This window comes from Pseudomonas sp. BF-R-30 (assembly GCF_019956175.1).
GTDB lineage: Bacteria > Pseudomonadota > Gammaproteobacteria > Pseudomonadales > Pseudomonadaceae > Aquipseudomonas > Aquipseudomonas jessenii.
Window position 1 is genome coordinate 43,396 of sequence record NZ_JAHBDE010000002.1, and the last position, 22,136, is coordinate 65,531.

Annotated in this window: 19 protein-coding genes and 1 tRNA gene; 9 read left to right on the top strand and 11 right to left on the bottom strand. The window is 62.0% G+C overall.

Going from position 1 to position 22,136, the window contains the following annotated elements; genetic code table 11:
- Positions 1–51 precede the first annotated feature (51 nt).
- Entirely contained in the window at positions 52–1,398 is a 1,347-nt protein-coding gene (locus tag KGB20_RS01055) for a 2-hydroxycarboxylate transporter family protein (RefSeq protein ID WP_154910487.1), read from the bottom strand.
- 128 nt (positions 1,399–1,526) lie between these two features.
- On the opposite strand from KGB20_RS01055, the gene KGB20_RS01060 reads away from it, so the two are divergent.
- Positions 1,527–2,444, top strand: a complete 918-nt coding sequence (locus tag KGB20_RS01060; protein ID WP_057715257.1) for a LysR substrate-binding domain-containing protein — start codon at positions 1,527–1,529, stop codon at positions 2,442–2,444.
- A gap of 123 nt (positions 2,445–2,567) precedes the next feature.
- On the opposite strand, the gene leuD is transcribed toward KGB20_RS01060, so the two are convergent.
- Both leuD and leuC read right to left on the bottom strand, forming a co-directional pair.
- Positions 2,568–3,176, bottom strand: coding sequence for a 3-isopropylmalate dehydratase small subunit (leuD, locus tag KGB20_RS01065; protein WP_154862284.1), 609 nt, complete (start codon positions 3,174–3,176; stop codon positions 2,568–2,570).
- Positions 3,177–3,179: 3 nt separating this feature from the next.
- Entirely contained in the window at positions 3,180–4,601 is a 1,422-nt protein-coding gene (gene leuC, locus KGB20_RS01070) for a 3-isopropylmalate dehydratase large subunit (RefSeq protein ID WP_090454929.1), read from the bottom strand.
- A 250-nt stretch (positions 4,602–4,851) separates the two neighbouring features.
- Between leuC and KGB20_RS01075 the strand changes: the two genes are divergently transcribed.
- Positions 4,852–5,475 carry an NIPSNAP family protein gene (locus tag KGB20_RS01075; protein WP_154910486.1) on the top strand — a complete coding sequence of 208 codons (624 nt, stop codon included), beginning with the start codon at positions 4,852–4,854 and terminating at the stop codon, positions 5,473–5,475.
- 25 nt (positions 5,476–5,500) lie between these two features.
- Here KGB20_RS01075 and KGB20_RS01080 read toward each other — a convergent pair whose 3' ends face one another.
- From KGB20_RS01080 to KGB20_RS01100, 5 genes are all read right to left on the bottom strand, one after another.
- Positions 5,501–6,787 (bottom strand): NAD(P)/FAD-dependent oxidoreductase, encoded by a 1,287-nt coding sequence (locus tag KGB20_RS01080; RefSeq protein WP_154910485.1) that lies wholly within the window; start codon positions 6,785–6,787, stop codon positions 5,501–5,503.
- Between the two features lie 3 nt (positions 6,788–6,790).
- A complete protein-coding gene (locus KGB20_RS01085) occupies positions 6,791–8,368 on the bottom strand; it encodes an aldehyde dehydrogenase (NADP(+)) (protein ID WP_154910484.1) in 1,578 nt (525 codons plus the stop codon).
- 107 nt (positions 8,369–8,475) lie between these two features.
- On the bottom strand, positions 8,476–9,423 hold the full coding sequence (locus KGB20_RS01090) for a dihydrodipicolinate synthase family protein (RefSeq protein WP_154862288.1): 948 nt from the start codon (positions 9,421–9,423) through the stop codon (positions 8,476–8,478).
- 57 nt (positions 9,424–9,480) lie between these two features.
- Positions 9,481–10,407, bottom strand: a complete 927-nt coding sequence (locus tag KGB20_RS01095) for a 4-hydroxyproline epimerase (RefSeq protein WP_154910483.1) — start codon at positions 10,405–10,407, stop codon at positions 9,481–9,483.
- A gap of 45 nt (positions 10,408–10,452) precedes the next feature.
- Positions 10,453–12,099, bottom strand: a complete 1,647-nt coding sequence (locus KGB20_RS01100) for an APC family permease (protein WP_154910482.1) — start codon at positions 12,097–12,099, stop codon at positions 10,453–10,455.
- Between the two features lie 187 nt (positions 12,100–12,286).
- Between KGB20_RS01100 and KGB20_RS01105 the strand changes: the two genes are divergently transcribed.
- From KGB20_RS01105 to KGB20_RS01115, 3 genes are all read left to right on the top strand, one after another.
- On the top strand, positions 12,287–13,081 hold the full coding sequence (locus KGB20_RS01105; protein WP_154910481.1) for an AraC family transcriptional regulator: 795 nt from the start codon (positions 12,287–12,289) through the stop codon (positions 13,079–13,081).
- A gap of 76 nt (positions 13,082–13,157) precedes the next feature.
- Positions 13,158–13,538, top strand: a complete 381-nt coding sequence (locus KGB20_RS01110) for a RidA family protein (protein ID WP_008021538.1) — start codon at positions 13,158–13,160, stop codon at positions 13,536–13,538.
- A 231-nt stretch (positions 13,539–13,769) separates the two neighbouring features.
- Positions 13,770–15,758 (top strand): peptidase U32 family protein, encoded by a 1,989-nt coding sequence (locus KGB20_RS01115; protein ID WP_090454936.1) that lies wholly within the window; start codon positions 13,770–13,772, stop codon positions 15,756–15,758.
- A gap of 104 nt (positions 15,759–15,862) precedes the next feature.
- Here KGB20_RS01115 and KGB20_RS01120 read toward each other — a convergent pair whose 3' ends face one another.
- Complete coding sequence (locus KGB20_RS01120) at positions 15,863–16,291, bottom strand: hypothetical protein (protein WP_057715243.1); 429 nt, start codon at positions 16,289–16,291, stop codon at positions 15,863–15,865.
- Positions 16,292–16,612: 321 nt separating this feature from the next.
- Between KGB20_RS01120 and KGB20_RS01125 the strand changes: the two genes are divergently transcribed.
- Positions 16,613–16,687: transfer RNA gene (locus KGB20_RS01125), tRNA-Gln, on the top strand.
- Between the two features lie 99 nt (positions 16,688–16,786).
- On the opposite strand, the gene KGB20_RS01130 is transcribed toward KGB20_RS01125, so the two are convergent.
- Positions 16,787–17,449, bottom strand: a complete 663-nt coding sequence (locus tag KGB20_RS01130; protein WP_154862291.1) for a glutathione S-transferase family protein — start codon at positions 17,447–17,449, stop codon at positions 16,787–16,789.
- A gap of 158 nt (positions 17,450–17,607) precedes the next feature.
- Between KGB20_RS01130 and KGB20_RS01135 the strand changes: the two genes are divergently transcribed.
- Both KGB20_RS01135 and KGB20_RS01140 read left to right on the top strand, forming a co-directional pair.
- Positions 17,608–18,540 carry a GlxA family transcriptional regulator gene (locus tag KGB20_RS01135; protein WP_154862292.1) on the top strand — a complete coding sequence of 311 codons (933 nt, stop codon included), beginning with the start codon at positions 17,608–17,610 and terminating at the stop codon, positions 18,538–18,540.
- Positions 18,541–18,641: 101 nt separating this feature from the next.
- Positions 18,642–19,616 carry a nitrilase-related carbon-nitrogen hydrolase gene (locus tag KGB20_RS01140; RefSeq protein WP_057715240.1) on the top strand — a complete coding sequence of 325 codons (975 nt, stop codon included), beginning with the start codon at positions 18,642–18,644 and terminating at the stop codon, positions 19,614–19,616.
- A gap of 69 nt (positions 19,617–19,685) precedes the next feature.
- Here KGB20_RS01140 and KGB20_RS01145 read toward each other — a convergent pair whose 3' ends face one another.
- Positions 19,686–20,192: a DoxX family protein gene (locus KGB20_RS01145; RefSeq protein ID WP_154910480.1), complete on the bottom strand. Its 507-nt coding sequence runs from the start codon at positions 20,190–20,192 to the stop codon at positions 19,686–19,688.
- Between the two features lie 403 nt (positions 20,193–20,595).
- Here KGB20_RS01145 and KGB20_RS01150 point away from each other — a divergent pair, with 403 nt between their 5' ends.
- Positions 20,596–22,098, top strand: coding sequence for an aldehyde dehydrogenase family protein (locus tag KGB20_RS01150; RefSeq protein WP_154862295.1), 1,503 nt, complete (start codon positions 20,596–20,598; stop codon positions 22,096–22,098).
- Positions 22,099–22,136: the final 38 nt, after the last annotated feature.

The following is a 22,136-nucleotide window of genomic DNA, read 5'->3' on the forward strand; positions in this document are numbered from 1 at the left end:
GAAAGGGTGTTCTCTTGCACAAGAGAACACCCTTGGGTCACCGGCACCGCGTCAAACAAAAAGCCGCAACAGTATCGTCGCCAGAATCACCGTCGAGGCACCGCCAATGCGCGTGGAGATCTGCGCGAACGGCATCAGCGACATGCGGTTGGAAGCCGACAGGATCGCCACGTCTCCGGTGCCGCCCAGGCCGCTGTGACAGCAGGTCACGATGGCCGATTCGATGGGGTACATCTTCATCAGGTTGCCGATGAAGAAGCCGGCTACGGTCATCGACACCACCACCGAGACGCATACCAGCACGTAGCCGACCGAGAACACTTTCACCACACTGTCCAGCGGCACGTAGAGCATGCCCAGGCCGATCATCACCGGCCAGATGAACGCCGATGACACCAGTTTGTAAAAGCTGTTGGCGCCTTTCTCGAGTTTTTCCGGCAGCACCCGAAGGTACTTAAACAGCACCGCCGTGAGGATCATCATCACCGGGCCGGGAATGCCCACGACTTTTTCCAGCAGGCCGCCGAGGACGAAGAACGCGCAGATTACCAGCACCCCTGCACCCATGACGCGGAAGTCGACAATAGTGCCTGTGTCTTCCTTGACCAGGAATTGGTCATTCTCGTCCTTGGCGCGAATCAGCGAGCCTTCGCCATTGATGGTCGGGCGCTTGAGGGCCAGGCGCGCCAGGTAACCGGCACAGATGATCGCCACGATGTTGCCGACCACGGCGGCGGGCGCCAGTTGAGCCACGTAAATATCCGGCGTGCCGCCGAGGATTGCCGAGTAGGCCAGCGACAGGGGCAGTATCCCTTCGCCGATCCCGCCGCCAATGATCGGCACGATGATGAAAAAGAACGTGTGGTGAAAGCTGTAGCCGACCAACTTGCCAACGATCAACCCGCTGGCAACGGCGGCCAGGGTGCCGACGAGCAAGGGAATGAACATCCGCAGCATGCCCTGGACCAGAATGAAACGGCTCATGCCCAGAATGCTGCCGACCACCAGGCTGGCGATCACGAAGTAAAGGAAGTTGGCTTCTTTCATCAGCATTTTGGTGGCGTCGATCGTCGCCGGTCCGAAGAAGCCGTAGAACACCAGGATCGATGGCAGCATCAGGCACAGGATGGCACCGCCGCCGATTTCCTTGAGGATCGGCAGGCGCGAGCCCATTTGGCCGAAAAACACGCCCATGGTCATGATGACGGCGAGCCCGCCGATCATGTTCTTGGGCAGGAAGCCCAGATGGGCCGAGAGATAAACGATGACCGCGATGCCGAGAAAGATCGGCAGCGGGATGACGCCGATTTCGTAGGCGCACAGGCTGCGCAGGCGTTGCACAAATCCGCCGTCGGAGGCGGTTTCGATTTTCAGGGATTGTTCATAGGGCTTGTTCATGTCGCGCTTTCCTCATGTTGTTTTTATCGAGGATTCAGAAACCACGGTTGGCCGGGGATGGATTGCCACTCGGTAGATCGATGGTATCCTTCGCTAATGACGCAATAAACAGCGAAAGTATGAGGCGTATGAACACGAATCGTGATCAATTTCCCTTGCCTGAAGACCTCAAGGTGTTCCTCACCGTCGTTCGAAAAAACGGCTTCGCCAGCGCTGCCGAGGAGCTGGGGTATTCCCCGGCGTACATCAGCAAACGCATCTCCGTGCTGGAAACCACGCTCTCGACTCGGCTGCTGCACCGCACCACACGGCGCATCGCGCTGACTGACGACGGCGAGCGGGTGCGGGTATGGGCGGAGAAGTTGCTCGGTGACTTCGATGACTTCGTCGGCGAAATATCACAGGCGCGGCAACAGCCGATGGGTTCGCTGCACATCTGCAGCAGCTTCGGTTTCGGGCGCAACCATGTGGCACCGGCGATCTGCGAGCTGTCGCAAACCTATCCCAGGCTTGAATTGCGCCTGGACGTGTTTGATCGCGTGGTCGACATCGTCGGCGAGGGCTTCGATCTGGAAATCCGCGTGGGTGATGACCTGCCGGGCCAGCACCTGGGACGCAAACTGGTGAGCAACCGGCGGGTGCTGTGTGCGACGCCCGAATACCTGGAGCGCAGGGGTGTGCCGCAATCGCTGGCGGACTTGAAAGACCACGATTGCCTGGTGCTCAAGGAACGCAACAACGCGTTCGGCGTGTGGAGCCTGACGAAGGACGGGCAGGAAGAATCGGTACGCGTCAGCGGGCCGTTATCGTCCAACAACGGTGAGATCGTGTTGCAGTGGGCCCTGAGTGGCGGCGGGATCCTGTTGCGCTCGATGTGGGATGTGAAGCCGATGCTGGAGCAGGGGCGACTGGTGCAGGTGCTGCACGATTACACCCAGAGCGCCAACGTCTGGGCGGTGTACCCGACGCGGTTGAGCCAGTCGGCCAAGCTGCGGGTTTGCGTCGAGTTTCTCGAGGAATACTTTCGTCATCTTTCGGTTGAATGAACCACCGGCATCTCTGTAGGAGCGAGCCTGCTCGCGATGGATTCAAGAGCGCCGCGTATAGCCAGTAAACACGCGTTATCGATGACGACCATCGCGAGCAAGCTTGCTCCTACAAAGTTCTCATCAGCCCAACCAGGGATTTTCCGCCAGATGCCGCGCCTCGAAGCTGCGAATCTGTTCGGCGCGTTGCAACGTGGTGCCAATGGCATCCAGCCCCAGCAGCAATGATTGCTTGCGCAGTTCATCGATCTCGAACGGGATCACGTTGCCGTCTGCCAGTTCGATGGTTTGTTCCGGCAGATTGACGCTGATTCGAGCCGTTGCCGGGTTGCTGGTCAACGCGGCAATCTGATTGAGTTGAACCTCGGTCAGCTGGATTGCCAACACGCCATTGCGTTGGCAATTGTCGTAGAAAATACCGGCGAAGCTGGTGCCGATCAGGGCGCGTATGCCGACCTGTTTCAGCCCCCAGACCGCATGTTCGCGGCTCGAACCACAGCCGAAATTGGGACCCACCACCAGGAACGCAGCGTCGCTCCAGGCCGGTTGGTTGAGGATGAACCCGGGATTGGGTTCGCCGGACTCAAGGAACCTCAAGTCAAAGAACAGACCCTTGTCCAGCCCCTTGCGATCAATCCCTTTGAGGAACTGCTTGGGCATGATCACGTCGGTGTCGATGTTGGAGGCCAGGAGCGGGGCGGCGCTGCCGCTGACGAAATCGAAAGGTTGCATGGTTCAAGCCTCCAGCGCGAAGGTGCGCACGTCGGTCAGGTGCCCGGTAATCGCTGCGGCGGCGACCATGGCCGGGCTCATCAAATGGGTGCGCGCACCGGCGCCTTGGCGGCCTTCGAAGTTTCGGTTGGTGCTTGAGGCGCAGCGATCACCGGGGGCGAGCACGTCGTCATTCATCGCCAGGCACATCGAACAGCCCGACTGGCGCCATTCAAACCCGGCGTCGAGGAAGATCTGCGCCAGCCCTTCGTCTTCGGCCTGATCACGCACCAGGGTCGAACCGGGAACAATCATGGCGCGCACGTGGGCTGCCACCCGTTTGCCGCGCACGACGCGGGCGACATCGCGCAAGTCTTCGATGCGCGCGTTGGTGCATGAGCCGATGAAGGCGTGGCTGATCACCACGTCGCTGAGCGGCATGCCCGGTGTCAGGCCCATGTAGTTCAGGGCGCGTTGCATGCCCTGACGCAGGATCAAGTCAGGTTGCGCGGCCGGGTCCGGCACATGCCCGCCCACCGATGCGGCCTGATCGGGGCTGGTGCCCCAGGTGACCATGGGTTCGAGAGCCGCGACATCCAGCGTGACTTCGCGATCGAACACCGCACCTTCGTCGCTGTGCAGGCCGCGCCATTTTGCGACGGCCTGTTCCCACAGTTGGCCTTGGGGGGCACGGGGTTTGTGTTGCAGATAAGCAAAGACCTTGTCATCCGGGGCCATGAACGCGCCTCGGGCGCCCGCTTCGACAGCCATGTTGCAGATGGTCATGCGCGCTTCGACGCTGAGGTCGCTGATCGCCGGGCCGGCGAACTCGATGGCATAGCCGGTGGCACCGGAAGCGCCGATTTTTTCGATCAGGGCCATGATGATGTCCTTGGACGTCACGCCCGTACCGAGTACACCGTTAACCGTCACGCGCATTGTCTTCAGGCGCTTGTAGACCAGGGTTTGCGAGGCCAGCAGGTGTTCGATTTCCGAAGTGCCAATGCCGAAACCGAAGGCACCGAGGGCACCGTAGGTGGTGGTGTGGCTGTCGCCGGCGGCAACGACCATGCCGGGCAGGATAAAGCCTTGTTCGGGGGCCACGACGTGCTCGATGCCCTGGCGCTTGTCCAGCACGTCGAACAGTTCGATACCGAAGTCGCGGCAGTTTTCTTCGAAGTAAGACACCTGACGAGCGCCGCCAGCGTCCGGCATGGCGGCAGTGCGTGTCGGCGCCGTGGGATTGACGTGGTCGACGACCGCCAGGGTTGCGCCCGGGCGCCAGGCTTTGCGACCGGCTTCGCGCATGCCACTGAAGGCTTGCGGGCTGGTGTACTCGTTGGCGACTTGGCGGTCGATGTACAGCAGCACGTGGCCCTGATCGTCGAGGGCGCATACGGTGTGGCTGTCGATGTGTTTTTGGTAGAGCGTTCTAGGGCTGTGCATGGAGTGGGCTCTTGTTGTCATGCGAGATCACGGAAACGTACCCACAGCATATTCGTCGCCATTCCTGCATCAAGCGCCATTAAGTGAAGGCATTGAACACGATATGTGAATTACAGCGCGCTGCTCAAGGTAAAGAAACTACCTAGAACACTGCGGCAAATGCCGTTACCAATGGGGTTCGTCTCAATATCCCGCTGGTGGGGGCTGCCCTAGGCTGTGTGCTTTTGGCAAACCGGTGGGCGGAGTTGTTATGCGTTTATTTGAACTGATCACTTTTACCGTGCGGGTGCGCACGGTTGCGCAAGCGTTGGCGCAGATCGAGGCGGCGCTGGACGACCCGAAAGTCGGCGGCACGTTGATAGGCTGCTGGGCCTCGGAGATCGGCCAGTTGAACCAGATCGCCGTGCTGCGTGGCTACGCCGACGAACACCTGAGGCAAGCCGAGCGCGAGCGTTTCCTGCTGGGGGGCGGGGCGTTTGGCATCAACGAGTTCATCACCGATCTGCGCATCGAAAACTACACGCTGTTTCCCTTCCTCGAACCCTTGAGCGCAGGCCAGCACGGTCCGTTCTATGAACTGCGCGTCTACGACCTGGTCAGCAGCGGCTTGCAACCCACCCTCGACGGCTGGAGCAAAGCCATCGAAGCGCGAACCGCCGAACAGTATTCACCGGTGTACGCGGCGTTTTATGCCACTGACGGTTCGCTGCCGCGCTATCTGCACATCTGGCCATGGACCACTTTGGAACAGCGCCTGCAAGTACGCACCCAAGCGGTCGCCGACGGCGTCTGGCCGCCGGAAAACTCTGGCCCGCAACTGCGCGACATGTTCTCGACGATCTACCTGCCCGCGAAGTTCTCGCCCTTGCAATGACCTGGGCTCGGCGCGACCGGGGTCCTCAGAAACGATCCAGCCTGTACGGCGCAGTCGCCGGCAGGCTGTGGGGCTGGGTGCCAGTCAAGGGCGAGGCCATTTGCGCGATCATTTCCGCCGTGACCGCCGCCTGGGTCAACCCCAGATGCTGATGACCGAAGGCGAGCAGGACCTTGCCGTCGCACACCCGGTCGATGATCGGCAGGGAGTCGGGCAAGGACGGCCGGAAACCCATCCACGGCGTGGCGGCTTCAGCACTCAGGTCGCGTTTGAACAGGCCTTTGCTCAGGCGGTGCAACTGCCAGGCGCGTTCCATGGTCGGTGGGCGGTCGAGGCCGGCGAACTCGACGGTGCCGGCCAGGCGCAGCCCGTCAGCCATCGGCGTCATGATGAACTTGCGCTCCAGCGAGGTGACGGCGAACGGCAAGCGCCCGTGTTCGTGGGGCAGCATCAGGTGATAGCCACGCTCGGTGTCCAGCGGCACCTTCTTGCCGGTCAATGCAGCGGTGAGCTTGGCGGAATGGGCGCCACAGGCCACCAGCACGTGTCGACTGCTGACGCGTCCTTGATCGGTGATCAACGACACGCCGCTTTCATTCAATTGCCCGCCCTCGACCCGCTGCTTGAGGAACTGCACGCCGCTGCTTTTGGCCGCGTGCACCAGTTCGCCAACCACCTGGAAGGGATCGAGAAAATGCCCGGTGCGCGGGAAGAACAATCCGCCCCGGAGCTGCTCGCTGAGTTGTGGCGCCGCATCGCGTACCGCCTTGGCCCGCCAGAAATCCACCGGCACTTGTTGCTGGCGCATGCGCGCCTGTAGCGCTTCGATGGCCTGTTGCGAGTCGGCGCGCTCGAACACCAGCAACGAGCCGTCTTCCTTGAGCAACCCGGGGCGGTCGATGGTCTCCAGCAACCGGTGCCAGGCCCCCAGGCTGCTTTCATTGAGCGCGCGGATGCCGGCCACGGTGCGCTGGAACGGCGCCGGTCGCAGGTTGAGCAACAGGCGTGCGAACCAGGGCAGGGCCCGGGGCATGTATTTCCAGTCCAGGCGCAGCGGGCCCATCGGGTCCATGAGCATGGCGGGCAGGCGTTTGAGGATCGACAGGTCGGCGATGGGGAACACCTGCTCGGTGGCCAGGTGCCCGGCATTGCCGAACGAGGCGCCACGACCGGGCTCCTGCTGATCGATGACCACCACCCGCCGGCCCTGGCGCGCCAGGCGCAGGGCGCAGGCGACGCCGATGATCCCGGCGCCGATCACGGCAACGTCCGACACTGCATTGGGGCTGTTGAAAAGGGAGTCGTTGGACATGGCCTAGGCTTCTCTCTGGCCGTCGAGCAGGCGACGCAACTGCAATGGGTTGCCGTGCTTGAGCGCGGCCGGCAACAAGGCGTCCGGGAAGTCCTGATAGCAGACCGGACGCAGGAAACGCAGAATGGCGGCGGTGCCGACCGAGGTGGTGCGCGCATCGGACGTCGCCGGGAACGGGCCGCCATGGACCATGGCATCGCACACCTCGACCCCGGTCGGCCAGCCATTGACCAACAGACGCCCGGCCTTGCGCTCCAGAGTCGGCAGCAAGGCCCTGGCGCTCTCCACGTCGGCATCGTCCAGGTGCAGGGTGGCGGTCAACTGGCCTTCCAGGTGCTCGATGACCTGACGGATTTGCTCGTCGTTGGCGCATTGCACGATCAGCGACGCGGCGCCGAACATTTCTGCCTGCAACGCCGGGTCGGCGAGAAATTCACTGGCCTGGGTGACGAACAGGCGGGTCTGGCACTGGTTCGGGGTTTCGCCCTTCAAGCCGACGGCCACTGTATCAGCGTGGGCATGCTCGGCCAGCGCGCCGACGCCGGCCTCGTAGGCCTTGAAAATACCGGGGGTGAGCATGGTCTGCGCCGGGCTGCGCTGTAGCAGTTGCGCAGCCGACTGGATGAAGCGCTCTAGGTCCGGGCCTTGGCGGGCAATCACCAGACCTGGGTTGGTGCAGAACTGACCGGCGCCTTGGGTGAGGGACGCGACGAAGCCTTGCGCCAGGGCTTCGGCTCGCGATTGCAGGGCTGTCGGGAACAGCAAGACCGGGTTGATCGAGCTCATTTCCGCATACACCGGGATCGGCTCGGGACGCGCCTGGGCCGCGTTGCACAAGGCGATGCCACCGCTGCGCGAGCCGGTGAAACCCACGGCCTTGATGCGCGGATCGGTGACCAGGGCGATGCCCACTTCGCGGCCGGAGCCGAACAACAGCGAAAACACGCCTTCGTGCAGCCCGCACAGTTTGACCGCACGGGCCAGGGCTCTGCTCACCAACTCGCTGGTGCCGGGGTGCGCGCCATGGGCCTTGACGATCACCGGGCAACCGGCGGCCAACGCCGACGCGGTGTCACCGCCTGCGACGGAGAAGGCCAGGGGGAAGTTGCTGGCGCCGAACACCGCCACCGGGCCGAGCGGCACCTGACGCTGACGCAGGTCCGGGCGGGGCAGGGGCTGACGCTCCGGCAGCGCGGAGTCGACCCGTACATCCAGCCACTCACCGGCACGCACGGTGCGGGCAAAGGTTCGCAACTGCTGGCAAGTGCGGCCCCGTTCACCCTGGATACGCGGGCGTGGCAGGCCGGTCTCGGCCACGGCGCGGTCGATCAATTCATCGCCGAGGGCTTCGATTTCGCTGGCGATGGTTTCGAGGAATTCGGCGCGGGCCTCCAGGGACGTCGCGCGGTAGCTGTCCAGGGCACTCCACGCCAGGGCGCAGGCCTGTTCGACGTGTTCGCCGCTGCCACCGTGATAGGGCGGTTCAAGGGGTAGATCCGTGGCGGGATCGATGCCGCGGATCGCTTCGCGGTTGCCGGCGATGGCCTGCTGGCCGATCAACATGTTGCCTGTCAGAGTCATGGTCTTTCCTGAAACAAAGAGGGGGGGCGTTGCGAAAAAAAACGCCGTACCGCCGTGGGCGAAAATAAAGGCGGCGCACCTTGGCACGCCGCTGTACAGGCTGAATGTCAGGCGAAGTCCTGTTCGGCCGACCACTGCTCGTACCACTGGCGGAACAGCGCGTACTGGTTCTCGGCATAACGACGCTGGGCATCGCTGAGCGCATCGGTCTCGTTGAAGTGCAGGGTGTATTCCTTGTCGCCATTGAGCACCATCAGGTGCTTGTAGTAGAGCACCAGGTCGCAACCCTCATCGAAGGACGACAGCACCGCCAGTGCCGATTCCAGTTCCCGCGCCTGACGACGCGCCTTGGCATCGCCCTTGGCCGCTTGTTTGCTCAAGGCCACCAGGCGCAACACTTCGCGCGGCAGCGCGTTGCCGATGCCGGTGATGGCGCCGGTGGCGTTGCAGTTGACGAAGCCATGGACCACCTGGGTGTCGACACCGACCATCAGGGTCACGTCATCGTCCTTGGAGGTGATGTGTTCGGCGGCGTAGCGCAGGTCGGCGGCACCGCCGAATTCCTTGAAGCCGATCAGGTTCGGGTACTCGCGGCGCAGTTCGAAGAACAGGTCGGCGCGGGTGGCGAAGCCGTAGTAAGGGCTGTTGTAGATCACCGCCGGCAAGCCGGGAGCAGCTTTGAGGATCGCGGCGAAGTGGGCTTTTTGCGCGGTGGCCGAAGCGCCGCGAGACAGCACTCGAGGGATGACCATCAAGCCATGGGCACCGACTTTGGCCGCGTGTGCCGCATGGGACACCGCTTCGCGGCTGTTGACGGCACCGGTGCCGACGATGGTCGGAACACCGGCGGCCACCAGGCGCGCCACGCCTTCCTGACGCTCGGCTTCGGTCAGCAGCGGCCAGTCGCCCATGGAACCGCAATACACCACGGCGCTCATGCCAATGTCGATCAGCTCGCGACCCTTGGCCACCAGCGCGTCGAAGTCCGGCTTGCGATCGGCGGTGCATGGGGTCATCAGTGCAGGGATGCAGCCAGTGAAAATGTTGTCGCTCATTGTGTTGTCACTCCTTGAGGCGTTCATTCAGATTTGGTCAGGGAAAAGGCGTGGGGCTCAAATGCCCCACGCAAAGGGGTCCTGTTCGTCGATCAGCAAGGTGCTGTCGGCGGTCATGTAGGCGCGGCCGGTGATGAAAGGGATGATGTGTTCGCCTTCCCATTCGTAGCTGCCGACAAATTGGCTCGCGGTGATGCTGGCCTGGACCCAGCGTTCACCGGCGGCCAGTTTCCCGTCGGCCGCCAGGCACGCCAGTTTTGCGCTGGTACCGGTCCCGCAGGGCGAGCGGTCGTAGGCCTTGCCCGGGCACATGACGAAGTTGCGGCTGTCGGCGTGATCGTCGTCGGCAAACAGTTCGATGTGGTCGATCAGCGCGCCGTCTTCACCGTGGATGCCCTGGGCCTCGAGGGCCTTGAGCATGGCCCAGGTGTACTCGGTGAGGAACTCGACGTTGTCCATCTGCAAGGCCTGACCGTGATCGGACACCAGGAAAAACCAGTTGCCGCCCCAGGCGATGTCGCCGTACACGCGGCCATGTCCTGGCACTTCGACCGGCACCTGTTGGCGGTAGCGGTAGGCGGGCACGTTGCGCAGGGTGACGTTGCCGTCCTCATGCAGCGTGGCGCTGACCGGGCCGACCGGCGTATCGATCTTGTGCTCGCCGGGCTGGATATGCCCCAGGTAATGCAGCGAGTTGACCAGGCCGATGGTGCCGTGACCGCACATGCCGAGGTAGCCGGCGTTGTTGAAGAAGATCACGCCGCAAGTGGCATCCGGCGACACCGGTTCGCAATACAGCGCCCCCACCAGCACATCGTTGCCACGGGGCTCCAGCAGGCAGGCGCGACGCCATTGGTCATGCTGCTCGCGCAGGGCATCGCGCTTCTCGGCCATGGTCCGGCCGGGCAACTGGGGCAGGCCCGACATCACCAGGCGAGTCGGCTCGCCGCCGGTGTGGGAATCAATGACATGTACTTTTTTCATAAACCATTCCATTAGAGGAACACGCAGGCTTTGCCGGCCTGAATTTCAGTGAGAGGTCTGGGCGGATACACCGATCGGACGCTGGCCTGTGGTCGTGCCGGTGTGAGCAGGATCGGCTTGGCTTTCTCCGTCCTCGTCTTCCAGGCGAACCAGATGCGCCGGCACCCCGGTGGCCGCGCCCCAGTAGTAGATGCCCATCGCGCAGGCCGCCACGACCAGTGTGTCGAAGGGATGGGTGAGTACGCCCATGCCGCCGAAGCTGCCGAGCCAGGACAGCACGATAGTCACGGCGTAGAAGCCGATCAGCCATGCCGAAGAGCGCACTTGTTGGGCCAGGCTCAGGTGTTGGGTCGGCACGAAAAGTCCGCACAGCAGGTACACCACGAACATCAGGATCTGCAGGCCGAGCAGCCAGGACACGGTGCTCCAGCCAGACCAGTAGACGATCAGCGCGGCGATGATGAATGACACCGGACCGAGGACGCCCATGCGCTTGACCTTGAACGGCCGCGGCATGTCCGGCGCATTGCGGCGCAGGGCAGCCACCGACACCGGGGCCACTGCGTAGCTCAACACCAGCGCGGCGGAGACCACATTGATCAGCGCTTCCCAGGAGGGGAAGGGCAGGGTCCAGAACACCGACAGGGCGAAGGTCAGCCACAGCGCCGGACGCGGGATGCCGGACTTTTCGTCAATGCGCGTGAAGACCTTGAAGAAGGTGCCGGTCTGCGCCCAGCCGTAGATCACTCGCGGTGTCGCGTTCATGTAGATGTTGCCGCAACCGCTGGGAGAGATCACCGCGTCGGCCACCACCAGATAAGCCAGCCAGCCCACACCCAATGCCAGGGCGATGTCGCGGTAGGGCAGGGCCAGTTCCTTGGCCACGCCGGCCCAACCGTTGGCGAGCATTTCGGTAGGCACGCCGCCGAGGAACGCCACTTGCAACAACACATAGATGGCGGTGGACAGCAGTACGGAGAGGATCAGTGCAATCGGGATGGTGCGTTGGGGATTCTTCACTTCGCTGGCCACCGAGATGATCGGTGTCAGCCCCAGGTAGGCGAAGATAATGCCGCCGGCGGACACCGCCATCTCGACACCTGACAGCCCGAACGGCATGAAGCCCTGGGACTGGAAGTTCTCTGGTTTGAAGAAGGTGAACAGCACGCCGATCACCAGCAGCGGCACGATGAACTTGAACATGCTGATCAAGTTGTTGGCCTTGGCGAACGTTTTCACGCTGTAGTAGTTGAGCATGAAGAACAGGCACAGCAGGCCGAATTGAACCAGCCAGCCAATCGCCGTTGGATTGCTGGAACCGGCCTGGGTCAATGCGGGAAACCACGCAGCGGCATACTGGCGCGCGGCGACCACCTCGATGGCCACCAGGCTGGAAAACGCGATCAGCGTGATGAAGCCCATCAGGTAACCCAGCAACGGGCCGTGGGAGTAAACCGGGTAGCGAACCACACCGCCGGCCCGGGGCAGCGCTGCGCCGAGTTCACAGTAGACGATGCCCAGCAGCAGCACCGCAAAACCGCCCAGCAGCCAGGAAAAGATCCCCGCCGGCCCCGCGATGGCGGACACGTGACTGGCTGCGAACAACCAGCCGGAGCCGAAGATGGCCCCCAGTCCGATAAACGTAAGGTCTATCAACGAAAGTTGTTTTTTGAACTTGCCTTGGCCTGACATGGCATCGCCTTCTTGTGAGTTATTGGATAGGCAGGTGTGCACTTCAAGACGCCCCGGTCGGTTTTGCCGAGGAGGGCGGTGGCCATAGAGTGAACTTGGCGGCGTGCCCGCGATTGATGTTTTCCTTGGGTGTCGATGACGAAATCAGCACAATGGGAAATGTCTGATTTTTGCGAGGGACCGGTTGATGACTCAGGATGCGTTTACGCTGTTGTGCCAGGGCGACGACTCGAACCGCCCCGAATCCATCGAGCAACTGCTGGCAGGTGTCGCACTTTTGCTGCCCATGCTGGATGTCATTCCGAATGCGGCGATCTTTATCAAGGATGTCCAGGCGCGCTATGTCATGGCCAACCGCACGCTGGTGCAACGCTGTGGCTTGAAGCAGCTCCAGCCGCTATTGGGTAAAACCAGCGCCGAGGTGTTCCCGGAGCAACTGGGGCCTGGTTACACCGAGCAGGACCGGCGGGTGCTGGAGCAGGGGCTGGTGCTGGAAGACCAGCTGGAGTTGCATCTGTATGGCAGCCGCGAGCCGGGCTGGTGCCTGACCCATAAGCGCCCCTTGTATAACCGCCGCAATGAAATCATCGGTCTGGCGGGCATCTCGGTCGACCTGCAATCGGCCAGTGACACGCACCCGGCGTACCAGCGCCTGGCGGCAGTGGACGAGCACATTCGCGCGCATTTCAACCGTCGCGTCACCCTGGGCGAGTTGACGCGCATCGCCGGTATTTCCGTGGCGCAACTGGAACGCTACTGCAAGCGCGTGTTTCACCTGACGCCACGGCAGATGATCCAGAAGGTTCGTCTGGAACACGCGCATCGACTGCTCCACACCGATATGCCGATCACCGAGGTCGCCCTGCAATGCGGCTATACCGACCACAGTGCGTTCACCCGGCAGTTCAAGGCGTTGACCGGTTTCACCCCGCGCCAGTACCGGCAGGCCACCGGTCACCAGCAGCCGTCCGGTCTGGATTAGCGACGCGCCGCCAATGGCCCTGTAAACTGGCCGCGCAAAAGGCGCCTGCCTCACCACCTCAAGCAAGAGAGTCCTCATGGCAAACCACGACCTGACCTTCACCCCTGATCCTGATGCGGATTCGATTTCCTCCGACGTTGTCGGTTTCGGCGGTGTGCTGGTCTCCACCCAGATCCCCACCCGCGCCGACGGCAGCCTGGAACTGGGCGACATCACCCTGCAAAGCGAATGCACCCTGCAAGCACTGAAGGTCGCGCTGGAGCGAGCCGGCAGTTCCATGGACCGCGTGATGCACCTGACCATCTACCTCACCGACATGGCCGACCGCGCCGCGTTCAACGAAGTCTACAAGCGCTACTTCGCCAAACCATGGCCAGTGCGCGCTGCTGTCGGGGTTGCCTCGTTGGCGGTTGAAGGCATGCGTGTGGAAGTGACCGCGATGGCGGCCAAGGCCTGATCTCAGTCAGACATACACAAAACCCTGTGGGAGCGGGCTTGCTCGCGAAGACGGCGTGTCAGCTGGCACAAGTGTTGACTGACCCAGCGCTTTCGCGAGCAAGCCCGCTCCCACAGGGGATGAGGCATGCCAGGCCTGCTCGAAGCACCACCTGGCAGCATACGGGTGCCGGTCAGGCGTTTCGCCGCTACAATGCACGCCTCGACCGTGACAAGCCTGACTAAAAAAACTATGTCTTTGCCCAAACATCACCTGGAATTGCTCAGCCCTGCCCGCGATGTCGCCATCGCCCGCGAGGCCATCCTGCATGGCGCCGATGCCATCTACATCGGTGGCCCGAGCTTCGGCGCCCGCCACAATGCCTGCAACGAAGTGAGTGATATCGCCCAATTGGTGGAGTTCGCCCGTCGCTACCACGCCCGGGTGTTCACCACCATCAATACCATCCTGCACGACAACGAACTGGAACCGGCCCGCAAGCTGATCCATCAGTTGTACGACGCCGGCGTCGATGCGCTGATCGTCCAGGACCTGGGGGTGATGGAGCTGGACATTCCGCCGATCGAGTTGCACGCCAGTACCCAGACTGACATCCGCACCCTGGAGCGAGCGAAGTTCCTCGATCAGGCCGGTTTCTCGCAACTGGTGCTGGCCCGCGAGCTGAATCTCCAGGAGATCCGCGCCATCGCCGACGAAACCGACGCAGCCATCGAGTTCTTTATCCATGGTGCGTTGTGCGTGGCGTTTTCCGGCCAGTGCAACATTTCCCACGCGCAAACCGGGCGCAGCGCCAACCGTGGCGACTGCTCCCAGGCCTGCCGTCTGCCGTACACCCTCAAGGACGAAAAAGGTGGGGTGATCGCCTACGAAAAGCACCTGCTGTCGATGAAGGACAACAACCAGAGCGCCAACATCCGCGCCCTGGTCGAGGCCGGCGTGCGTTCGTTCAAGATCGAGGGCCGCTACAAGGACATGGGCTATGTGAAAAACATCACCGCCTACTACCGCCAGCGCCTCGACGCCGTGCTCGAAGACCGTCCGGACCTGGCCCGTGCCTCCAGCGGCCGCACCGCGCACTTCTTCCTGCCCGACCCGGAAAAAACCTTCCACCGTGGTAGCACCGATTACTTCGTCACTGACCGCAAGATCGATATCGGCGCCTTTGACTCGCCGACCTTCACCGGTCTGCCGGTGGGTGTGGTCGAGAAAGTCGCCAAGCGTGACATGCAGGTCGTGACGCACGAGCCGCTGTCCAACGGCGACGGCCTCAATGTGCTGGTCAAGCGGGAAGTGGTGGGTTTCCGCGCCAACATCGCCGAACCCAAAGGCGAATTCGAGGAGGACGGCGAGAAGCGTTATCGCTATCGCGTCGAGCCCAATGAGATGCCGGAGGGGATGTACAAGCTGCGCCCCAATCATCCGCTGAATCGCAACCTTGATCACAACTGGCAACAGGCGCTGCAAAAGACCTCCGCCGAGCGTCGCATTGCCCTGAACTGGGTCGCTTGCCTGCGTGAAGAGCAGCTGGAACTGACCGCTACCAGCGAAGAGGGCATCAGCGCCAGCGTCACCCTGGCCGGCCCGTTCGGTGCCGCCAACAAGCCGGAACAGGCGCTGGAGCAATTGCAGGATCTGCTCGGCCAACTGGGTACCACGCAGTACCACGCCATCGACATCAAGCTGGACGCGCCGCAGGCGTACTTCATCCCCAACTCGCAGCTCAAGGCCCTGCGCCGTGAAGTGATCGACGCCTTGACCGAAGCGCGGATCGCCGCCCACCCGCGTGGCAGCCGTAAGGCCGAGACCACGCCGCCGCCGGTGTACCCGGAGTCGCACCTGTCCTTCCTGGCCAACGTCTACAACCAGAAGGCCCGCGACTTCTATCACCGCCACGGCGTCAAGCTGATCGACGCGGCCTACGAGGCCCACGAGGAAACCGGCGAGGTGCCGGTGATGATCACCAAGCACTGCCTGCGTTTCTCCTTCAACCTGTGCCCGAAACAGGCCAAGGGCGTGACTGGCGTGCGCACCAAGGTTGCACCGATGCAGCTGATACACGGCGATGAAGTGCTGACGTTGAAGTTCGACTGCAAGCCTTGTGAAATGCACATCATCGGCAAGATGAAAGGCCACATCCTCAACCTGCCGCAACCGGGCAGCGTGGTGGGGCACATCAGCCCCGAAGACCTGCTCAAGACCATCCCGCGCGCACCGCACTGAGTGACCGGTGAGTGCGCCGCAACGGCGCGCTCACCTGTTCCAGCCTGAAACCTCTTTTGCTGAATTCCAGACGCTGACGATAAACCTGGAGCTGGCGGTCGACACTATTTACAGGTATCGGCGACGGCCTTTTCAGCTCGTTTGAATTCCTGTTTGACGTCGGTCGGGATGCGTTGCCTTTTCAGTTCCTGACCGAGGAAGGGTTGTTCGCCTCGGGACTGAACCTCAGCCTCCTCGGCCGTTATCTGCGCCTCGATGGCAGCGGCGTGCTTGTCGATGACGGCATCGACCTCGGCTTCATTCCTGGCGGTATCGAGTGCCAGGACCAACTGGCCGGCCTCGGCTTTTTCGGCTTCGGCATAGGCTTCGACCGTCAACCCGGAGGCCAAGGCTCGCGCTTGGGTTTCCAGGTCATTCAGATGCTCCCGGGCGGCCTTGCAGACCGCTTCCTGTCGCTGGTTCTGGATGTGTTCCCAGGTGTTCAACCCATAAACCGCGGTCCCGAGTACCAGAAGGGTTGCAGCGGCCCCCATTAATTTGCCTTTCACTTTTGGCGCCCTCAAATGGCAAGGGAAGGGTGTTGCATAAACGATTCCCGATTCAATTCGAGTATTGAAAAGCGTAGCAGAGCTGTTCGGGCTGAATGTGCGCCGATAAATCCCCGAGATCCGGCTCAACACTAAGCGCCTGTTTTAATGAACAATTTTTTTTGTTTGGGCTTCCCAGACGAGGAAAAAGTTGGTAAATTTGCGCCCACTCTTGCAGCGACCCTCAGGGAACCAGCCGCGAGAGCAGGCAACAGGTCTTGTTGCCACTCAAGAAAGCGAGTGCCAGGCACTCATCGCAACAGATACAGGGGCGTCGCCAAGCGGTAAGGCAGCAGGTTTTGATCCTGCCATGCGTTGGTTCGAATCCAGCCGCCCCTGCCATTTTTTTATTCCTGCATAATCAGAAAACACTCGACCGACGGTTATTATTCGTCGATTCGTTGGTTTTTTGCCTCCCGTTCCCCGGTCGCGTTGGCGCCACTATCGAAAGCGCTCCGGAATGGCCTCGGCAAACGGGTACCAGGAAAAATACGGCCTTGCCTCGTCGATGACCCGCTTGACCGAGGACCTTTGGGTCAACCTGTCGAAATAAGCACTCAAGTGGCGATGATCGCCGGGAAAGGGTACGAGGGTGCTGGCGTAGAACAGTGCCGGGGCGGCGGCACAGTCGGCCATGCTGAACGCGGGGCTGGCGACCCAGGTTCTTGCCGTCAGCTGACGTTCAAGCATGCCGTACGCCGTCATTAGCGCGGCGCGTTCGCGGGTCAGGTCGCCATTTGCGGCATTGATTCTGTCAGCGACGATCTTCTGCATCGGCACCTGGATGTGCAGGTCGAAAAAACGATCCCACAGACGCACCTCCAGCGCGGTTTCCCAGTCGTCCGGAACCAGATGCACCTGGCCGGGATGAAGCCGGTCCAGGTACTCAATGATCACACTCGACTCCGGCACATCCTTTTGCCGGGCGTGATCGCGCAGCACCGGAAACTTGCCGATCGGCCACAGCGCTTGAAGCTCGGCCCGGTCAGCCTCGTTGCCCAGGTCTATGACCCTTTTTTCAAACTCGATTCCCAGTTCATAGAGAGCGATCAGCGCTTTGTGGCAGAACGACGAGAGCGGATGGAAATAAAGAGTCAGTGACATCCTGCAATTCCTCGGTGAGATGCAAACCACCTGATTATCCGTCGCTATCGGCCGATGCGCGAGGTGCTCCACCCTGATGCCCGGCGCCTGCTGTTCGGGTTAGAGTACAAGTCTTCTGGCCTGAACATCAGGCATGCCACGTTTAGGGTCATATCGCCATGCACCAGATCGGACTCATTGTTTACCCCGGCTTCCAGGTTCTGGGCCTGGCCATGTGTGCCGCCTTCGAGTTGGCCAATAGCGCCGGCGACGAGCCGTTGTACCGGATTGCATTGCTGTCCGAGCCGGGTGGGCTGGTGCAAACGTCCGCCGGTTTTGCAGTGCAGACCGAAGCGTTCGATCAGCGCGCGTTCGATACGCTGCTGGTCCTGGGCGACAACCTGATCCGCCCGACCACGCCGGGCATGTTGGAGTTTCTGCGTCGCGCCAGCCACGGCACCCGGCGTCTGGGCTCGATTTGTACGGGGGCGATTGCCTTGGCCCAGGCCGGTTTGCTTGATGGTCGGCGGGCGACCACTCACTGGGCGCATGTGCCGGCCTTTCGCAAGGCGTACCCGAACGTGAAGGTCGAGGAAGACCGGATCTTCATCAACGACGGCAACGTCTGGACGGCTGCCGGCATGAGCGCTTGCGTCGATCTGGCGCTGGCCCTGGTGGAGAACGATCTGGGCGTCGACGTTGCACGCAAGGTAGCGCGGCAATTGGTGGTGTATCACCGGCGTTCCGGCGGGCAGTCGCAGTTTTCGGTGATGCTGGAGCTGGCCCCCAAGACCGATCGCATACAGGCCGCGCTGAATTACGCCAGGCAGAATCTCAAGTCCGCGCTGTCGGTCGAGGAGCTGGCCAGTGCGGCCAATCTCAGCCCTCGGCAATTCAGCCGGGTGTTTCATGCCGAAACCGGCCAGTCTCCGGCCAAGGCCATCGAAAACCTGCGGGTGGAGTCGGCCCGGTTGATGATGGAAACCGGACGGCACTCTATCGATGTGGTAGCGACGGACACCGGCTTTGGTGACCGGGAGCGGATGCGCCGCGCTTTTATTCGTGCGTTCGGGCAGCCGCCGCAGGTGATTCAGCGTGCCAGTCGGGGCTGAATCGTGATGTCCTGAAAGGTGGTGTATACGACATTCAGGTCTTAATATTATTTGCGTAATATTTATCTCGTTGAAACCTTTTCCTCAATGAGATCACCGCCATGACCCTCGTCAAAGCCGCCGCCGTACAAATCAGCCCTGTTCTTTACAGCCGAGAAGGCACCGTCGACAAAGTGGTGCAGAAGATTCTCGAACTCGGCGAGCAGGGTGTGCAATTCGCCGTATTCCCGGAAACCGTGGTGCCGTACTACCCGTACTTTTCCTACGTGCAGTCGCCATTCGAAATGGCCGCCGAACACCTCAAGCTGCTGGACCAGGCAGTCACCGTGCCTTCGCATGCCACCGATGCCATCGGCGCTGCGGCCAGGCAAGCGGGGATGGTCGTGTCCATCGGCGTCAACGAGCGCGATGGCGGCACGTTGTACAACACGCAGTTGCTGTTCGATGCCGACGGCTCGCTGATCCAGCGTCGCCGCAAGATTTCCCCGACCTACCACGAGCGCATGATCTGGGGCATGGGCGACGGCTCAGGCCTGCGGGCCGTCGACAGCGCGGTAGGGCGCATCGGGCAACTGGCCTGCTGGGAGCATTTCAACCCGCTGGCCCGTTATGCCTTGATGGCCGATGGCGAACAGATCCATGCGGCCATGTACCCGGGGTCGTTTGCAGGTCCGCTGTTCGCCTCGCAAATGGAAGTCAGCATTCGTCAGCATGCTCTGGAGGCCGCGTGCTTTGTGGTCAACTCCACGGCGTGGCTGTACCCCGAGCAACAGGCGCAGATCATGGCCGACACCGGTTGCGCCATCGGTCCGATCTCCGGCGGTTGCTACACCGCGATCATCAGCCCGGATGGCTCGGTGCTGGGTTCGTTGCATGAAGGTGAGGGCGAGGTGATCGCCGACCTCGACATGGGCCTGATCGACAAGCGCAAGCGCATGATGGATTCCCGTGGACACTACAGCCGCCCGGAACTGCTGAGCCTGCTGATCGACCGCACGCCGCAATCCCATGTGCATGAGCGCAGCGCGCATCCAAAGCTGGCGGAACAGACCGGGCTGGAAGAGGTGATGGGTTAGTTCCGGGGAAAAAAAACAGGGGACTTCATGGAAGTCCCCTTTTTGTTTGTCGGCGTTGCAGCTGTCGTTTCAGCGTCGCCAGAAGCAACGCGCCAGCAGCGCATCGATGCCGAGCTTACCGCCACCCGACAGCAACAGCGGCGTGAGGGCCACAAGATAGATCAAAGGCAGCTTGAAGTTGCCGTAACCCTTGTTGCTGATGGCATAGCCTTGGGCAAGTTCACTGAGAGTGTGCCAGTCGGCGGGCCAATGGACGGCGGCGGTTGCGACGAGGGTCACCACCATCAGGCTCAGCGCCGAAAAACGTGTGCCCAGGCCCACCAGCAAGGTCAGGGCGAAGATCAGTTCGGCCCACATCGACAGTTCCCAGTTCAGCGTCGCTGGAAGGTGGTCGAACGGAAACGGGAAGCGCTCCTGGATATCGGCGAACCAATTCTGGCCGTTGAATTTTTCCAGGCCGGACTCGAAGAATTCCCAGGCGAGAAACACCCGCAGCGCCAGGGGGGCAAACCAGTCGCCGGCACGGTCGAGGTTCAGGTGCAGGCCTTTGACGGCCGAAGAAACGGAAGTGTTCATGGGCGTAGTTCTCTTTCAGGTCAGGGCGGCGGGGCAACGGCATACCCCCGAGAGTTGAGCGCTTTGATCGGCTTGGCCAATCGACAGGCGTATTTCATCAATGGGGTGTATCTGCGGTGTGTCGTTGTGGCGGGGTTTTGAGTGCGGGGTGTGTCTGGGGTGGGGCTGTATACACTGAGATACGTAACCATGGGGTTTTTCATCCAATGCACAACCAGGGTGGGAGCGGGCTTGCTCCGGGCGGCGTTCCGACGAATACGGTGTGTCAGGCACCATCAATGTGGCTGACACACTGTATTCGCGAGCAAGCCCGCTCCCACAGGGGATCGCCGGTGCGAAGCGTGACGCTCCAGGGAAATTGCTATACATTTTCCGGCCGCCCCCTGCATGGTGAAACCGCTTCATGTCTCTTGCGCTCGAACGTCTAGTCGCTGGCACGCCAATCCCTTTCGCCGGTAATCGTGTCACTGTCGTCAGCCCCGAACTGGCGCAACGCTTCCAGCCCGGTGACCACCTGCTGGTGGAGCAGGTCAGCGGCGAGTTGCTGCTGATCCCCGTGGCAGACCAGCAAGCGGCCAACGTCGCGATCGAGCGCGCCCAGGCGGCATTCACCGCGCTGTCGGCAGTGTCCGATCAAGCCATCAGCGCCTTCTTCGACCTGTTTGCCCAACGCCTGGAAACCGCGCAGTGCTGGGCCTTGATCGAAGCTGCCAACCTGGCCGACATCGAGCGGGCCAAGGCGCGCGGTCGCTCGACCACCCGGTTGCTGGCCGATGAGCGCATGCGTCGCGACATGATCGCCGGCCTGCGCGCCTGGCGCGATGCACCGGCCAGTCGTGGCAAGGTGATCAGTTGCGTCGAGCACGACGGCTGGAAAGTCGAGCAAGTGGTCTCGCCGCTGGGCATCGTCGCGTTCGTCTTCGAAGGCCGGCCGAATGTGTTTGCCGACGCGGCCGGTGTATTGCGTACCGGCAACACCGCGGTGCTGCGCATCGGCAGTGATGCGTTGGGCACCGCCCAGGCGATCGTCACCCATGCACTGAACCCTGCGCTGAGCGACGCCGGTTTGCCGGCCGGAGCCGTGTCGCTGGTAGAAAGTGTCAACCACGCCGCCGGTTGGGCGATGTTCGCTGACCGACGCCTGTCATTGGCAGTGGCCCGTGGTTCGGGTCGCGCCGTCAGCCAGTTGGGCAGCATCGCGCAGCAGGCCGGCACGGCGGTCAGCCTGCACGGCACCGGTGGTGCGTGGCTGATCGCCAACGCCGATGCCGACGCCCCGCGCTTTGCCGCCGTGGTGCGCAACTCCCTGGACCGCAAGGTCTGCAACACCCTGAACGTCTGCCTGATTCACCGCGACCGCGCCGCTGAACTGGTGCCGCTGTTCCTCGACGCACTCAAGCAGGCCGGCACCGCACGGGGCCAGGGCTGCAAGCTGCATATCGTTGAAGGCAGCGAGTCGCACCTGCCGCAAGACTGGCTGGCTGCAACGGTCCAGGTATACCGTGCCGAAGGCTATCAGAGCGAGGCGCAGGCCGAGCCGTTGCCGGAAGATCAATTGGGCCGTGAATGGGAGTGGGAAGAAACCCCGGAAGTCAGCTTGAAGATCGTCGACAACCTGGACGATGCCATTGCCTTGTTCAATCGCTACAGCCCGCAATTCACCGTGTCATTGATCAGTGAAAGTGCCGAGGCTCAGGAGCGTTTCTACAACGCGGTCAACGCGCCTTTTGTCGGCAACGGCATCACCCGTTGGGTCGACGGCCAGTACGCGTTGAACAAGCCGGAACTGGGGCTTTCGAACTGGGAGAGCGGGCGCCTGTTTGCTCGCAGTGCGATTCTCTCGGGTGATGGCGTGTTTACCATTCGTAGTCGCATGACCCAAATCGATCTGGGCGTCAAACGCTGAGATGGCGCAATCATGATCAGCACCGCCGTGACCGCTGC